The following is a 15,741-nucleotide window of genomic DNA, read 5'->3' as shown; positions in this document are numbered from 1 at the left end:
GCAGTCTGGCGGGGCCTACGCCGCGTTCCTGCGCATTATCGCTTCCTCGCGATAAACGATCTTATGCGCAGCTGCGCATAAGATCGCCCAGGCTTCAGCGTAGGCATCGTAGACGGCGATCTGATCCTCGGTCAGGCAATGCTCGAGGATCTCGTATTCGACGCCGGCGAAGGAGAGAGCGCGCGCGGTGTAGAGGCCTAGCGACTTGAGGTCCCGCGCAACCAGTTCCATCGCTGCGATCCCGCCGTCCCGAATGTCGGCGACGAAGGCCTCGCGATTGGCGAAGGCGGTCTCCAGACCCCAAAGCCCGAGGCGCGTGGCATAGGCCAGGTTGTTGACGTCGGACGCACCTGTTGCCGAGGCGTAGAGCACGCGTGCCCGCGGCAGGAGGTTCTGCAGGCGCACGCCAGCGATACCCTGCTCCGATCCCTTGGCCTTGCCGCGCGATCCTTCGCCGCCAGCAGCATTGGCCATGGCGTGCGCCTCGTCGAACACGATGACGCCGTCGAAGTCGTCCCCTGCCCAAGCGAGAATCTGGTCGAGGCGGGTCGCATCGTTTCGGCCTGAACGCAGGGTCGGATAGGTCACGAAGAGAATGCCCTCGCGCATCGCGATCGGGGTGCCGAGCTTCCAGGATGCCAGAGGCTGGATGTCGATCGGCAGGCCGCCAAGCGCAGCCCAGTCGCGCCGGGCATCTTCGAGCAGCGCCTCGTTCTTCGAAATCCAGATATGGCGGCGTTCCCCGCGCACCCATCGATCAAGAATGACGCTCGCAACCTGACGGCCCTTGCCGGCGCCGGTTCCATCTCCAAGGAAATAGCCCTGCCGGTAGGTCTGGCCTTCTGCCGATGCCTTGAGCGAGCAGCCTTCGTCCTCTGCCTCGAACCGGCCGGGTAGATCGCGCGCATGGGCGCTAGCCGCGTAGATCAGGGTCTCTGCCTGGGCAGCAGACAGCAGCCCCTTGGAAATCAGCCCGTCGGGCAGCTGCGGCACAGCTTCGGGCATCGGCGCGGCGATCGACCCCATGGCGACCGACTCAACGAGCGGCGTCGGATGCTCGGCTGCGCCATGGATCACGATCCTGCTCGGACGATAGGGCAGATAGTGGCCGAACTGAGGGGCAAGCGGCGCAAGGGTTTCGAGCGACTGGTAGGTGAGCGACCCGATGGAAGCGGCTGCAGAAGTAATCCTGGCTGGTGGTGTCGGCAGCGGTCTGCGCGGCGCGGCGACCAGGCGAAACGGCGCACGAGCCGGAAGGCTTGATTGCTCGGAAGCAGCCGCCAAGCCGGCGCGATCCGGCAAGGCATCGACGAGATCGACCAGCTGGCGAAAGTCGGTTGTGCGGATGGCCACAGGCTCATGGGAGTCGTCCACCTTGTCGAGAACCAGCAGCCGCGTGGTGATGCCGGTGCCACGCTTGACGAACGCACGTTCGACGGCGGCATTGAGCCGTAGCGAGACCGGTCCCTTCAACCCCGCCAGAAACTTCGCGCAGTCGAACCATTCGGGCATGATTGCGACAAGCCGACCGCCGGACGCCAGACGGTTCCATGCCGACCTCAGGTGGCGCGAGCCGGTGCGACTGTCGTGCCCTCGCTCGATGCCGTGCGAATAGGGAGGGTTCATCAACACGACGCTTGGGGTGATGGCGCGATCGAGCAGTTCGTCGATCAGCTCAGCGTCATGGCCGGCCAATCGGGCAGCCGGGAACAGGGCATTCAGGCAGTCGCGGCGGAGCGGCGAGATTTCGTTTAGAGCAAGGCGCGAGGCAGCCTTGGCGGCCCAGACCGCGAGCATGCCCGTTCCGGCCGAGGGTTCCAGCACAAGCTCGTCAGTCGCCAGCGCGCAGGCCCGAGCAGCAAGCCAGGCAAGGCGCGGCGGCGTCGCAAACTGCTGCCATTCGATCTGCTCGTCGCTGCGATTGGTCTGGGTCGGCAGTCGGGCATCGAGGGAGCAGAAGAACTGTTCCGCCTCGTCGATCGACGCCGAGAGCAGGATCTGATCCGCTGCTCGCAGGTATTGAACCTGTGCCAGCTCGGTAGCTGCATGGGCGTCACGAACTGACCAACGCCCGAGAGCATCGCTCCCCCCGAAGTGGTCTGTCATGATGCGCGTGACGTCGCTGCGTGAAAGCGCGCGGCCTGCCTCCAACTCGGATGCCATGGTCTGGGCCGCCATCACAATGACGGGTGGTGATGGTTCATCGAATGCGAAGGCGAGGGAAGAATTGGACATGGGAACCTCCTGACGAGGTCCTGCGGCGGGCAGGCCTCAATCAGTCGAAAGCCCCCTCCCCTCTGCTCGATGGATCAGGTTTTCGGGCAAGCCGGGACTTCAGCTCATCGTTCCAGTCCAAACCGGGCGAGGCTGGTGCTCGTGAGTGGATGACACGATTAGGCGCAGAGTATGCTTTCAGCGCTCGCTCCTCGGCGAGAGCCCCTCCGGCATCATTGTCGATGAACAGGTAGAGCTCCTGCACACTTTCGGGGATCGCAACGAGGCCGAAACGCTCGTTTCCAAGCGTTGCCCAGCACGGGATCCCGAACAACTGCATGGCGGAAAGAGCGCTCTCGATCCCTTCAGCAAGTCCCAGGCGCCCCTGCACCGGCGGCGCAAGTCTGACGGCACCACAGCCAAGGGTGCCAAGCGCACGCTTGGGCCGCTCGAAACGGGCCAGCTTGCCACTCGCCACATCGAGAAATGTCCTATGTACTGCGATAACGCCAACATCAGTCGTTACTGCGGCCAGCATCGCAGGGAGAAACTTAACTGCTCCGCTTGGCCCGAGCGGCGTACGTTCAAGGTAGCGGAACTGGTCAGATGCGCGCTGGAGACCGCGCTGTGCGAGATATCGTTCGACCGGGCTGTCGGAGATCGCCGATGCCGATTGCCACAAGCGTCGCGCATTGGGACTGAAGTCACTCTGATTTTGCCGATCAGCTGTCGCAGGACCAGAACCATCAAAGAGCTCTCGGCTGCGAACGCCCTGGCGATCCAATGCAGCAATGACGTCCTCATTCGAACATCCGGCGAAGCAATGGAACAGGATGGCCTTTCGCCCCAAGGTCACGCTGAGCGACGGTGTGCGGTCGTCGTGGGCAGGACAGCAGCACATGCCCTTGCCCTGGCGCCATATTCCCTTGAGGCGTTCGACAATCGTGCGGGCACGGCGTTCGAGTTGATGACTTCTCTCTAGCTGGGGCATCGACCTACTCCGGTTGAGGTGCCCTCCCCGCGCAGCCTCCGCTCTGCACCAGCGCCAAAGCATTTTCCTACATCGTTTGTTCTTTATATGTTCTCACTCGATTCGGCTATAGAAGGATCGAGAAATGACAATAAAAGCTCTTTTGATCGGTGGCATTGCCATCGCATCAGCCATTCCTGCCAATGCCCAGGATCTGCCAATGTCAGATCTACCGGAGCAACATGCCGGTCCTTCAGGCGGCATTCGGATTGCCGAAGGATCGAACGGATTTCAGTTGGTCGAGCATGGGCTCTGGCGATCCGCACAGGATGCCCCGGCATCAAGTTTGACCTTGGCAGAAAATGGCCGGGTCAATCTACCTTACAGATACGAACCCAAAGCCAAAACTGCCCCATCCGGGTTTAGGCGGGCGAGCTACCTGCCCCACGTCTATGCGGCGGAAGCGAAGTATTCACTGCCCAGCGGCCTGCTCGACGCGCTCGTCTGGACAGAATCTCGCTACAACCCCCTCGCTGTCAGCCCGGCAGGCGCTGCGGGCCTTGGTCAGCTGATGCCAGCAACGGCAAAGGAACTCGGCGTCTTCAATCGCTTTGACCCCATGGCCAATATCTTCGGCGCGGCGCGGTATCTGAGGCAGATGCTCGACAGGTTCGGCGTGGTTCACCTCGCTGTCGCAGCCTACAATGCCGGTCCAGGCGCAGTCGAACGCGCGGGCGGTATACCGCGAAATGGCGAAACCCCCGGCTATGTCCGCGACGTCCTTCGCCATTGGCGCTTTTAGCGGTCGCTCCGAATTGTAGAGCGACAGTCTATGTGGGAGCTTGCCCTCTCCCCTGCTGTCGCGCGACAGCTTAGGTAAACTGTTCCGACCCTCAGGCCTGCGGAGCTGCCTTGGCCGAGCCCGTTGTCACCCCCAGACAATAACGCCCCCAGGCATCCATCAACTTCACGCGCGCGCCCGGCTGGTCTGGGGTCCCGAGATAGGTTGTGCGGCGATAGGCGGCCTGCACTGCGTCGGGCGTCTTGTGCGCTAGGGCCGCTTCTACCACGGCATCGGGGATGCCTTCATTTGCTGCCCAATCCGTGAACGAGGAGCGGAAGCCGTGGACGTGGTAAGGTTCGCTCATGTCGCGCAGCACCTTTAGCAGCGTCATGTCAGACATGGGCTTGCCAGCCACCCCGGGGAACACGACGTCGCTTTCCGACATCCGCAGGGCATCAGCTTTCCCCAGCACCGCCAGAGCTTCGTCAGACAGCGGCACGATGTGTGCCTTGCTGCGCTTCATATGCTCGGCGGGGATCGTCCACAGACGGCTCTCCAGGTCAAACTCGGACCATGTCGCCAGCCGGACCTCCTGACTGCGCACTCCAGTCAGGATGAGCAGTTCCAGCGCAAGCCGCCCGAAGGATGGTTTGCGCCGCAAGGCAGTGAGGAAACCGGGAAGCGCGACATAGGGCATGGCTTTGCGATTCTCACGCGCCTTCACTTGCCGTGGCAGACCGCGACCCGCCTTCAGGCTGCCATTGCCCGATGGGGCCTCGCGGGAGCGCCAGCCCTTCGCATGGGAATAATCCAGCACGGCGCAAATCCGGTTACGCACTTGGCGGGCAGTATCTGGGATTTCCTGCCAGATCGGCGTCAGCACGGCGATGATATCGGCACTGCTGATGCTACCGGTCGGCATGTCCCCCAGTTTCTTGAAGGCGTAGTTTTCAAGACTGGCGAGCCACTGGCGCGCATAGACTGCGCTTTTCCAGCCCGCTTCGTTTTCGCTGTGGTACTGAGTCGCAGCAGCTCGGAACGTCACCTTGGCGGCGGCATCGTCTTTTTTCTCGGCGAGAACGTCGCGGTGGTCGACCTTGACCGCCTTACGCAAGACCGTGGCTTTTTGCCGCGCTTCTGCAAGTGTCATCTGCTTTGCGCTACCCAAGCCGATATCCTGCCGCTTGCCGTCTCGCTGAAGCCGTAGGACCCAGTAGGCTCCACCGCGCTTATCCACCCTGAGAACCAATCCATCGCCATCCTGATAGGTGCCAGGATTCGCCATCGCCGCCTTGACCGCAACTGCCGTGAGCTTGCCCATTTCTTACTCCCACACTTTCAAGCCCACCCCGGGAGGGGTCGTAGTGTGGGAGTAAGCCGATTTACTCCCACACCCCTCCCACACTAGCCTCCGGCTGCATGCAAACAGCAGCGGACAAATGCGGGCCAAGAAGTGCAGAATACCCTAGGTTTTCCGGGATTTCCACGGTCATTCGTGGATGCTTGCGGATAAGGGGGTGGTGGACAGGGCTGGATTCGAACCAGCGTACGCTTGCGCGGGCAGATTTACAGTCTGCTGCCTTTAACCACTCGGCCACCTGTCCACACAGTCCACCGCATCGCGGAGGGGCATCTCGAAGCGCCATGCAGCGCTGAAATTGCGCGAGTCCCCGAGGGGCCCCGCTGCCGAGAGGCGCCCCTTTGGCGAAGCGGTGCTTGCCTGTCAATGCCCCTGCTGGCAGGGGGCGCGTTTGAGATGCCTGCGGCGGGAGCCAACATGAGCAAAGGTGAAAAGAAGCGCGCCCTGCGGGGCCGCGCCGGACGGATGAAGGGCGGGCGCGGATCGGGCCGCGCCTCGAGCGGACAGGTGCGCCTGTGGGGCCGCCACGCGGTCGAGGCGGCATTGAAGAACCCCGAGCGCCAGCACAGGAAGCTCTGGGCAACGCCCGAAGGGATCGAGAGCCTTGATGGCGAGCTGCCGCCCGATTTTCCTATCGAGCACGCGCAGGCTGCCGATCTCGCCCGGCTGGTGGCCAAGGACGCGCCGCATCAGGGCTTGGTGCTCGAATGCGCCCCGCTAGAGGACGTGTTTCTCGACGAGGTCGCGCTGGGCGAAGCCGACCGGCCGATCGTGGTGCTCGACCAGGTCACCGACCCGCACAACGTGGGCGCGATCCTGCGCTCGGCGGCGGCCTTCGGCGCGGCGGCAATCGTCACGCAGGACCGCCACGCCCCGCCCGAAGGCGGCGTGCTCGCCAAGGCGGCTTCGGGCGCATTGGAGACCGTGCCCTGGGTGCGCGTCGTCAACCTCGCCCGCGCGCTCGAGGAGCTGGCCGAGGCGGGCTACTGGCGCATCGGCCTGGCGGGCGAGGCCGAGGCGGTGCTCGCCGACATCCTCCCCACCGGCCCGGTCGCGATCGTGCTCGGCGCGGAGGGCGAGGGGCTCAGGCACAACATCGCCGCGCATTGCGACGTGCTGGCGAAGCTGCCGATCTCATCGGCGATCGAGAGCCTCAATGTCTCCAACGCCGGCGCGATTGCGCTTTATGCGGTGGCCTCGCGGGGGTAGAAGACCAGCGAGAGGGGGAAATACCATGACCATATTCACTGACATTCGCCTGCGCGCCGCCGCGCTGCTCGCCGGCTTCGCGCTGGCGCTCAGCGGCTGCTTCATGACGCCGGGCAAGTTCACCTCCGAGCTCGCGATCACCGGGCCGGACAGCTTCACCTTCACCTATGAAGGCGAGATCTTCTTCCTCGGCCTCTCCAAGCTGGCGCAGATGGATGCGGGGAAAGAGCAGTTCACCCCGAACGAATGCTACAATGACGACACCTTCGAGCCGCGCGATTGCTCGGAAGAGGAACTCGCCGCCCAGCGCGCCGATTGGGAAGCGGGCGCGGCCGAGCGTGCCGAGCGGGAAAAGAAGCAGGCTCAGCAGATGGCCGCGCTGATGGGCGGGATCGACCCGTCCGATCCCAAGGCCGCCGACGAGCTCGTCAAGATCCTCCAGCGCCAGAAGGGCTGGGAGCGTGTGGTCCACAAGGGCGACGGGGTGTTCGATGTCAGCTACCGGATCACCGGCACGATGGGGCACGACTTCCTGTTCCCGCTGATCGAGGGCTTTCCCGCCACCAACCCCTTCTTGCAGGTCTACCTGCGCAAGGGCGGTCAGGTGCGGATCAACGCGCCCGGCTTTGCCGCGCAGAGCCCCGAGAGCGGGGGGCTCGGCACGGTGCTGGGTGCTGGCTCCTTCGCGGGACTTGCGGCGATGGGCGCAGCCGAGGAAGCGCGCGAGGCGGGCAAGGACCCGGCCGCAATTCCGGGCGTGCCCCAGATCGACGGCACATTCACCGTCCGCGCCGCGGCCGGCATGCGCATCCTTGCCAATAACACCGACGAAGGCCCGGTCGCGGGTGCGGCGGGCGAGGCGCTGGTGTGGCAGATCAACCCGCGCACCTCGCAGGCCCCGACCGCGCTGATCGCCGCCGGGAACTGAGCAAGACCGATCGCTAAAGAAAAACCCCGCCAGCGGCGTCGCTGGCGGGGTTTTTCATGCCCCTGTAACTGATGCGCGCGGCTTAGTTGACCGCGTCCTTAAGCCCCTTGCCCGCCTTGAACTTGGGCTGGTTGGAGGCCTTGATCTTCATTGGCTCGCCGGTGCGCGGATTGCGCCCCGTCGATGCCTTGCGCTTGGCGACCGAGAAGGTGCCGAAGCCGACCAGCCGCACCTCGTCGCCACTCGAAAGCGCCTTGGTGATCGCGTCGAACACGCTTTCGACCGCGCTCGATGCATCGTTCTTCGAAAGACCGCTCGCGTTGGCAACTTCGCTGATCAGGTCGTTCTTATTCATATGGGAACCCCCTCGCTTCAGAATTTCGTCGTATCGGTGGAATCGCGTTTGTCGAAAGCCCGCAAATTGAGACCTTTTTGCCAACCCTGTCAAAGCCTATCCGGCTTCGGGCCCGGGCGCGCACAAAAAGACATGGAACTTCCCGCGCCTAACCTGGATTGGACGCAAGGGCTCGGTCCCGCTTTGCCGACTGACGGATAAATGCGACCCTGCCGCGAATCACGGCAAGTGGCGGCCTTCTAGCGGCTCAGTGCGCGGTTGGCACCTCTCCTGACGCACCCGATGTGCCCGAAGTGGGGGTGGGAGCGGCCGGCTGGCTCGCGAGATCGTCGGCCTCGGTCCACTCGATCGCCGCAAGCGGCTCGACCAGCGCGCGGGCGAGCACCTCGTCGACATGGCTCACCGCGACGATCTCGAGGCCTTCCCGCGCGTTGGCGGGAATCTCGGCGAGGTCCTTGACGTTCTCCTCGGGTATGAGGACGGTCTTGATGCCGCCCCGCAGCGCCGCAAGCAGCTTTTCCTTGAGCCCGCCGATCGCCAGCACACGTCCGCGCAGCGTGACCTCGCCGGTCATCGCCACATCGGGGCGTACCGCAATGCCGGTCAGCGTCGAGACGATCGACGTGACCATCCCGATGCCGGCGCTCGGCCCGTCCTTGGGCACCGCGCCTTCGGGCAGGTGGATGTGGACGTTCTTGCGGTTGAACACCGAAGGCTTGATGCCATAGGCAGGCGCGCGGGCCTTGACGAAGCTGAAGGCCGCCGCGACGCTCTCGTTCATCACCTGGCCGAGCTTTCCCGTCGTCTTGATCTCGCCCTTGCCGGGAGTGGTGACGCTTTCGATCGTCAGCAGCTCGCCGCCGACCGAGGTCCACGCGAGGCCCGTCACCGCGCCGACCTGCGCCTCCTCTTCCGAAACGCCGTGCTTGAAGCGCCGCACGCCGGAGAAGTCGCCGAGGTTCTCGGGCGTGATCGTCACGCTCTTGGCCTTGCCTTCGAGGATCTGACGCAGCGACTTCCTCGCCAGCTTGGCGATCTCGCGCTCGAGCGTGCGCACCCCGGCCTCGCGGGTGTAGTAGCGGATGAGGTCGCGAAGGCCCTCCTGCGTCAGCGTGAATTCGCCCTTCTTGAGCCCGTGCGCCTTGACCTGCTTTTCGATCAGGTGCCGCTCGGCAATCTCGACCTTCTCGTCCTCGGTATAGCCCTCGAGACGAATGATCTCCATCCGGTCCAGCAGCGGCTGCGGCAGGTTGAGGCTGTTCGCGGTGCACACGAACATGATGTCGGAAAGGTCGAGATCGAGTTCGAGATAGTGGTCCTGGAACTTCGCGTTCTGCTCGGGATCGAGCACCTCGAGCAGCGCCGAGGCCGGGTCGCCGCGGAAATCCTGGCCGAGCTTGTCGATCTCGTCGAGCAGGAACAGCGGGTTGGACGTGCCGGCCTTGCGCAGGTTGGCAACGATCTTGCCCGGCATCGAGCCGATGTACGTCCGGCGGTGACCGCGGATTTCCGCTTCGTCACGCACGCCCCCCAGCGACTGGCGCACGAATTCGCGGCCCGTTGCCTTCGCGATCGACTTGCCGAGGCTGGTCTTGCCCACGCCCGGCGGGCCGACGAGGCACAGGATCGGGCCCTTGAGCTTGTTGGTGCGCGCCTGCACCGCGAGGTATTCGACGATCCGGTCCTTGACCTTCTCGAGCGCATAGTGATCGGCGTCGAGCACGCTCTGCGCGCGCGCGATGTCCTTCTTCAGCTTCGACTTCGTGCCCCACGGCAGGCCGAGCAGCACGTCGAGATAATTGCGGATCACCGTCGCCTCCGCGCTCATCGGCTGCATCGAGCGCAGCTTCTTCAGCTCCGCCTGAGCTTTTGCGCGGGCTTCCTTGGAAAGCTTGGTCTTCTCGATCTTCTCGGTGAGCTCGGCAATCTCGTTGCCCTCGCCCTCGTCCCCGCCGCCGAGCTCGGACTGGATCGCCTTGAGCTGCTCGTTCAGGTAGTATTCGCGCTGGGTCTTTTCCATCTGGCGCTTCACGCGCCCGCGGATGCGGCGCTCGACCTGGAGCACCGACAGTTCGCCTTCCATGAAGGCCATGACCAGCTCAAGCCGCTTCAGCGGATTGCCCTCGGTCAGGAGGCTCTGCTTGTCGGCCACCTTGGCGCTGATCGCGGCGGCAATGGTGTCGGCAAGCTGGCCGGCGTCGTCGACCTCGGAGAGATCGACGCCCGCATCCTCGCCGAGCTTCTTGTTGAGCTTCACATACTCGCCGAATTGTTCGACCACCTGGCGCATCAGCGCGGTGACCTCGCTGCCCGATACGGTCTCGGGCGCGATGGTCTCGACCTCGGCGACGAGGTGCGTGCCGACATCCTCGAGCGCCCTTAGCCGCGTGCGGGTCTTGCCCTCGACCAGCACGCGGACCGTGCCGTCGGGGAGCTTGAGCAGCTGGAGCACCTGCGCGATCACGCCGACGTCATAGAGGTCGTCGCCCTCGGGGTCGTCGCAGCCCGGATCGAGCTGGGCGAGCAGGACGATGTCCTTGGAGGCCTCCATCGCCGCTTCCAAGGCCGCCACGGACTTGTCGCGCCCGACGAAAAGGGGCACGACCATGCCGGGGAAGACGACGATGTCGCGAAGGGGGAGCAGGGGGAAGGTCTGAGTCATGTTGGAGATATGGGAAGCGGCAGGGCCCATCGCAATGGGGCACGCGGGCTAGGTTGTGGACATGAATGACTGAGATTTAAGACTTTGAGCTTAGGCTCTCCCGCAACCCATGGGAGGAAGTGATGAAGGCGATGTTCTGGGTGATGGGAGGTTTTGTGTTGCTCGCCCTGTCGCACGCGATCGAAGCTGTCGGCGACACCGGGACAAATCCGAGCGAACGTCTGCCGATCTATTTCCTCGCACTCGCCGTCCTGCTCGGCGCCGCGTTCTGCTTCATCAAGGCGGGTCGGGTTCTGTGGGACAACTTCACGGGCAAGAATCGGGGCGGCGGATCAGGTGGAAGCGGCCCGGAGGGGGACGCGCGCCCCGCCCGCCGTCTGGCTGACCCCGTGCCCGCCGACGGCTCCGACAGTTTCGATGCCGATGCAGCCTTCGCCCGCTACATGGAGCAGCGCGGCGATAGCCGGCCGCAGGCTCCTCCCGCGTCGGGCCAGAGCACGCCGCTGCCGCAGCCGCGCGGGTTCGGACGCAAGGGCGCCTGACCCTCTCTCGGAGAGCGTCTCGCCCCCGCATGCACCGATCGGCAGATCCCCACGCGGTGTTAACCCTCACCCGCTATTTCTCGGTCCGTGCGAACCGGAGCGACGCGCGATGAAGACCGTGACCTGGATTGCCTGCGGCCTCGGCCTCAACATCGCCGCCGCCGCGCTGCACGGTGGGGGCGCGCCGCAAGCGATCATGGACATGGGTGTCGGCGGCACCCTCCCAAAGCTGCTGATGGTGGCGGCGGGCAACATCTGCATCTGGCGCGGCCTGCGCAGCGCACTGGCCGACCTGTGGGGCGTGGCGACCGGCAAGACCTACCGCAAGCCCGAGGGCCGCAGCCGCTTCAGCGAAGAGGAGCTGCCGGTCTCCGACTTCGACGCAGACGAGGCCTTTGCGCGCTACATGGAGCAGCGCAAGTTGCGCGAGAGCGAGGAGCCCGCACCGCAACCAGCCCCCCCGGCTCCCGCGCCCGTACAGCGCGGGGGCTTCGGACGAAAGGCGGTCTAGTCTCGCCTCACCCCAATCCCGGCAGGTTGAAGCCCGGCGGAAGGCCCATCGAGGACTGCATGTCCTTCATCTGCTGTTCCGACACACGGTCCGCCCGGTCGCGCGCGTCGTTGAAGGCGGCCGCGACCAGATCCTCGAGGATCTGCTTGTCGTCGGGCACCATCAGGCTGTCATCGATCGCCACCCCGAGGATGCGGCCCTTGGCGCTGGCACGGACCTTGACGAGGCCCCCGCCCGCCTGACCCTCGACTTCGATCGAATCGAGCTTCACCTGCATCTCGTTCATCTGCTTCTGGATGGTCTCGGCAGCCTTCTGGGCGGCGGCCATCATCTCTTCCATCGACTTCATCGGGGGTACTCCATCACTTCCAGGGGGGGCTAGAGCTCGGGCTTCCCCCACCGACTGCGGCCTTCAAGGGGGCGTCCAGCAGTTCGGCATCGGGGAAGGCTTCGAATGCGGCCTTGACCAGGGGGTCCGAGCGGATGCGCGCGTCCTCGGCGGCGGCAGCGGCCTCGGCAGCTTCGCGCAAGGAGGGCTGCGCTTGCCCGGAGCCGCGCTCGACCTGCCAGCGCTTGGCCGTAAGCTTGAACAGCGCCTCGCGGATCTCAGGCGCGGGGTCATCGGGGAAACTGTCGGCCTGCTGGTAGACGAGGCGCTCGGGACCGAGCTCGATCACCCGCACCCGGTCACGCATCATCTGGGCGATGCGCAGCTGGCCCGAGGCGTCGACCGCGTCGACCAGCGTGGCCCAGCTCTGGTTGGGCGAGGCCGCCACCGGCGCGGGGGCCGGCGCGGCGCCCTCGGCCACCGGCGCAGCTGCGAGCCCGCCCGCCGCCAGCTCCTCGATCCGCCGCGCGAGCTTGCCCGGGTCAGGCATCTGTGCGGCATGAAGGATGCGCAGCAGCGCCATCTGGAGCGAGACCAGCGGATCGGGGCCGGTGCGCACCTCGTCGTGCCCCTTGAGCAGCAACTGCCACAGCCGGTGCAACTCCGCCGCCCCGAGCCGCGCGGCGAAATCGGCGAGCGCGGCGCGCTCGTCCTCGGCCGCCGCATCGGGTTCGCCGCCCGAGACCTGCGCAAGGGTGACGCGGTGGACAAGGTCCATCAGCGCACGCATCAGCGCGAGTGGCTCGACACCCAGCGCATATTGCTCGTCAACCGCAGCCAGCAAGGCCTTGGCATCGCCCGACAACAGGTGCCCGAGCAGGCGGCGCTGCGCGCTCTTGTCGGCGAGCCCGAGCATGTCGCGCACGCGTGCCGCGGCAACCTTGCCCTCGCCGTCGAGATCGGCATGGGCGATTGCCTGGTCGAGGATCGAGAGCCCGTCGCGCACCGAGCCTTCCGCTGCATTGGCGATGATGCTCAATGCCTCACCCTCGGCCTCCACGCCTTCGAGGGCGCAGACCTTGGCGAAATGTTCGGCCAGCAGCGCGGCGGGAATGCGCCGCAGGTCGAAGCGCTGGGTGCGGCTGAGCACGGTGACCGGAAGCTTGTCGACCTCGGTGGTGGCGAACAGGAATTTCACATGCGGCGGCGGTTCCTCAAGTGTCTTGAGCAAGGCGTTGAAAGCGTTGCGCGACAGCATGTGGACTTCGTCGATGATGTAGATCTTGTAGCGCGCCGAGACCGCCGCATAGCGCACCTGCTCGATGATCTCGCGCACATCGTCGACCCCGGTGTTGGAGGCCGCGTCCATCTCGATCACGTCGATATGGCGGCCTTCGGCGATGGCGGTGCAGGGCTCGCACACCCCGCAGGGGTCGATCGTCGGCCCGCCCTGCCCATCCGGCCCGACGCAGTTCAGCGCCTTGGCGATCAGCCGCGCGGTCGAGGTCTTGCCGACCCCGCGCACCCCGGTCATCAGGAAGGCATGGGCGAGCCGCTCGCGGGCGATGGCATTGGCTAGCGTGCGCACCATAGCCTCCTGCCCGATCAGCTCGGAGAAGGTCTGCGGGCGGTACTTGCGGGCGAGCACGCGGTAGGGCTGCGCGCCGCCCGCCGATGCCGGTGCGGGCCGAGGGGGCTGAGCGGGCGCGGCGGGGGGCGCGGCCGCTGGCGGAGGCGCCTCCGGCGCGGGCGCGGGTGCGGGTGCCGGATCGCCGAACAGCGCGCTCTGCCCTGCCGCCTCGAGCTCGGCGGCGGTCGGCCGGGTGTCTTCCTCGGGCAGGTCGGGATCGGAATCGCTCATTGAACCAAGCTAGGCGCTCGGGCGGGGTTTGTCATGCAGGGCATGGCGGCGATGCCGGTGAAAAGATGTCGGTGAAAAAGGAGCCGGGCGACCCGCCGCAATCCACCTGTGCTGCTGCCTTCCGGCCCTGACACGGTGAGCGGACGCAAACGTCCACCCGACTCCCGGGTGGGCATATGGCGGGAGCCACTGCGAATTTCAACAGAGATTATGGCTCAAACAGGTCCGAAGGGCCGCAAGCGTGAACACCCGGACGGGGCTACGCAACAAGATCAGCGAAAATTATCGGCGTAGGCCTGGAGCTTCAGGCGCTTGGGCGGCGTGGCGATCACGCGCGCGGGGATGCCGTATCTCTCGGCATAGGCCTTGGCCGCATCCTTGTCGGGAAAGGTCAGGCGCACCTGCGACCGGGTGTCGGCACTCCCGGTCCAGCCCATCAGCGGGTCGGCAAAGCGGGCCTCCGGCTGCTCGAATTCCAGCACCCACTCGTCGGTATGGGCCTTGCCGGACTGCATGGCGTGCTTGGGCTTCTGATAGATACGAGCGCTCATGCCCGCCCCTTAATTCACGAATCGCTCCGGTTGAAGGCATTTTTGGTCTTCATGCTCGGCTTCTCCAGCCAAGGCTGGTCGGGCCAGCGGTGCTTGGGATAGCGGCCCTTCATGTCCTTCACCACATCGCGCCAGCTGCCGCGCCAGAAGCCGGGAAGATCGCGGGTCGACTGCACCGGACGCCCGCCGGGGCTGGTGAGCTTGAGCAGCAGCGGTGTGCTGCCGATCATCGGCTGCGCGTCAAGCCCGAACAGCCCCTGCACCCTGACCTCGACGCTCGGCGCATCGTCGCCAGCGTAGTCGATCAGGTGGCGGGTATCGGCAGGCGAGGTGAAGTGCGTGGGCGCTGCCTTGTCGAGCGCCTGTCGCTCGGTCCAGTCGAGCAGGCTCAATGCCGCCTCGACATAGCGGTGCGGCGGCAACTCGAGGTCACGACGACCGGAGAGCAGCGGGACGAGCCACTCGGCAGCGCGTGTGCGCAGGGTTTCGGGCGAAAGCGTCTCGACCCCGGCAAAGCGGGCGCGGGCGAGGAAGCCCGCCGGGAGCACTTCCCCCAGCTTCTCCAGCGCCTTCTCCACAAGGATATCCACAAGCAGCGCAGGATCGGGCGAAGGCTCGGGCACGCTCGCCAGCACGATCGCGCCGAGCCGCCGTTCACGCCGTGCCTCGACGCGGTTCTTCTCGTTATTCCAGCGGGTTGTGACGCGTTGCTGAAGCTCGCTCGCAAACAGCGCGGCGATGCGTTCTGGCGCGATCTCCGCGCCCGCGGTGATGCGCGCACCCTTGGCTTGCCCCTGCGCGTCGCCGATCACGATCCACTCGGCGCGGGCGAGCGGCGAGGCGGGGTCGAGGATGTAGCCCCGCCCCCCGGCGCTCTGCCAGTGCTCGCCGCTGGCGTCGCGGCGACGCGCGACAAAGTCGGGCCGGGCGAGCGCAAGCGCCTCGGCGGCGTCCTGCACAGGGCTTTCGCCGATCACGCTGGCGAGCTTGGCCGCCTGCCCCGCCCAGCGCTTTGCGATCCCCGCCGCCGCGCTGCTGCGCGGCGCGCGGTCGCCGCGCCAGCGGACGAGGCGCTGCATCAGGTCCTCCCCGCGCCCGCCCAGTCCGCGCTCCTGCAAGAGCATCACCAGCCGCGCCGCATCCTCGCCCACGCCCGCCGCCGCCCCGTGGAGCACGGCTGCGGCCTGATCGGGCGCCATCGGCAGGCTCGCGATCGCCTGCCCGAGCGCGGTGATCCGCCCGGCCTGATCGAGCGCACCGAGCGCTTCCAGCGCACGCCTTGCAGCGGCGGTCGAGGCTTCCGGCGGCGGATCGAGCCATGGCAGGCCCGCCGGATCGGCCGTCCCCCATTTCGCCAGCCGCAGCAACAGCGGGGCGAGGTCGGCCTGCATGATCTCGGCCGGCGCGAAGGGCGGGAGCCCCGCGTGCGCGGCCTCCTCCCACAGGCGGTAGGCCACCCCCGGCCC

The 15,741-nt window shown here is 66.0% G+C and carries 14 protein-coding genes, 1 tRNA gene and 1 other RNA gene; 5 read left to right on the top strand and 11 right to left on the bottom strand.

The features are described 5' to 3' along the window. Nucleotides 1-15: 15 nt before the first annotated feature. Together AX692_RS09040 and AX692_RS19000 are read right to left on the bottom strand one after the other, a co-directional pair. Entirely contained in the window at nt 16-2,235 is a 2,220-nt protein-coding gene (locus tag AX692_RS09040) for a strawberry notch-like NTP hydrolase domain-containing protein (RefSeq protein ID WP_073973759.1), read from the bottom strand. A 40-nt stretch (nt 2,236-2,275) separates the two neighbouring features. Further along, nucleotides 2,276-3,205, bottom strand: a complete 930-nt coding sequence (locus AX692_RS19000) for a DUF7146 domain-containing protein (RefSeq protein WP_081095229.1) — start codon at nt 3,203-3,205, stop codon at nt 2,276-2,278. A 124-nt stretch (nt 3,206-3,329) separates the two neighbouring features. Between AX692_RS19000 and AX692_RS18995 the strand changes: the two genes are divergently transcribed. After that, nucleotides 3,330-3,986 (top strand): lytic transglycosylase domain-containing protein, encoded by a 657-nt coding sequence (locus tag AX692_RS18995; RefSeq protein ID WP_081095228.1) that lies wholly within the window; start codon nt 3,330-3,332, stop codon nt 3,984-3,986. A 91-nt stretch (nt 3,987-4,077) separates the two neighbouring features. On the opposite strand, the gene AX692_RS09025 is transcribed toward AX692_RS18995, so the two are convergent. Continuing rightward, nucleotides 4,078-5,289 (bottom strand): tyrosine-type recombinase/integrase, encoded by a 1,212-nt coding sequence (locus AX692_RS09025; protein WP_073973756.1) that lies wholly within the window; start codon nt 5,287-5,289, stop codon nt 4,078-4,080. Nucleotides 5,290-5,486: 197 nt separating this feature from the next. Next, nucleotides 5,487-5,572: transfer RNA gene (locus AX692_RS09020), tRNA-Tyr, on the bottom strand. 173 nt (nt 5,573-5,745) lie between these two features. Here AX692_RS09020 and rlmB point away from each other — a divergent pair. Together rlmB and AX692_RS09010 are read left to right on the top strand one after the other, a co-directional pair. After that, a complete protein-coding gene (rlmB, locus tag AX692_RS09015; protein ID WP_073973760.1) occupies nt 5,746-6,537 on the top strand; it encodes a 23S rRNA (guanosine(2251)-2'-O)-methyltransferase RlmB in 792 nt (263 codons plus the stop codon). A gap of 25 nt (nt 6,538-6,562) precedes the next feature. Next, on the top strand, nt 6,563-7,465 hold the full coding sequence (locus AX692_RS09010; protein WP_073973755.1) for a hypothetical protein: 903 nt from the start codon (nt 6,563-6,565) through the stop codon (nt 7,463-7,465). Between the two features lie 82 nt (nt 7,466-7,547). On the opposite strand, the gene AX692_RS09005 is transcribed toward AX692_RS09010, so the two are convergent. After that, entirely contained in the window at nt 7,548-7,820 is a 273-nt protein-coding gene (locus tag AX692_RS09005) for an HU family DNA-binding protein (protein WP_073973754.1), read from the bottom strand. Nucleotides 7,821-8,067: 247 nt separating this feature from the next. After that, nucleotides 8,068-10,482, bottom strand: coding sequence for an endopeptidase La (gene lon, locus AX692_RS09000; protein WP_073973753.1), 2,415 nt, complete (start codon nt 10,480-10,482; stop codon nt 8,068-8,070). A gap of 122 nt (nt 10,483-10,604) precedes the next feature. Between lon and AX692_RS08995 the strand changes: the two genes are divergently transcribed. Both AX692_RS08995 and AX692_RS08990 read left to right on the top strand, forming a co-directional pair. Next, entirely contained in the window at nt 10,605-11,024 is a 420-nt protein-coding gene (locus AX692_RS08995; protein WP_073973752.1) for a hypothetical protein, read from the top strand. Between the two features lie 109 nt (nt 11,025-11,133). Next, nucleotides 11,134-11,535 (top strand): hypothetical protein, encoded by a 402-nt coding sequence (locus AX692_RS08990; RefSeq protein WP_073973751.1) that lies wholly within the window; start codon nt 11,134-11,136, stop codon nt 11,533-11,535. 7 nt (nt 11,536-11,542) lie between these two features. Here the strand turns inward: AX692_RS08990 and AX692_RS08985 are convergent, their stop codons facing one another. The 5 genes from AX692_RS08985 to AX692_RS08965 all read right to left on the bottom strand — a co-directional run. Next, nucleotides 11,543-11,884 (bottom strand): YbaB/EbfC family nucleoid-associated protein, encoded by a 342-nt coding sequence (locus AX692_RS08985; protein ID WP_073973750.1) that lies wholly within the window; start codon nt 11,882-11,884, stop codon nt 11,543-11,545. A 13-nt stretch (nt 11,885-11,897) separates the two neighbouring features. Next, nucleotides 11,898-13,724, bottom strand: a complete 1,827-nt coding sequence (locus AX692_RS08980) for a DNA polymerase III subunit gamma/tau (RefSeq protein WP_073977640.1) — start codon at nt 13,722-13,724, stop codon at nt 11,898-11,900. A gap of 73 nt (nt 13,725-13,797) precedes the next feature. Beyond that, nucleotides 13,798-13,892: signal recognition particle sRNA small type (gene ffs, locus AX692_RS08975), an RNA gene on the bottom strand. A gap of 104 nt (nt 13,893-13,996) precedes the next feature. Beyond that, nucleotides 13,997-14,275 carry an ETC complex I subunit gene (locus AX692_RS08970; protein WP_073975741.1) on the bottom strand — a complete coding sequence of 93 codons (279 nt, stop codon included), beginning with the start codon at nt 14,273-14,275 and terminating at the stop codon, nt 13,997-13,999. 14 nt (nt 14,276-14,289) lie between these two features. After that, the coding region (locus AX692_RS08965) for an ATP-dependent helicase C-terminal domain-containing protein (protein ID WP_330997580.1) at nt 14,290-15,741 on the bottom strand (1,452 nt) is incomplete at its 5' end.

Origin of the sequence: Erythrobacter donghaensis, assembly GCF_001557325.1 — a bacterium.
In the GTDB taxonomy this organism is placed as follows: domain Bacteria; phylum Pseudomonadota; class Alphaproteobacteria; order Sphingomonadales; family Sphingomonadaceae; genus Erythrobacter; species Erythrobacter donghaensis_B.
The sequence above is the reverse complement of the archived record's forward strand: the minus strand, read 5'-3'. Positions and strand labels throughout refer to the sequence as shown.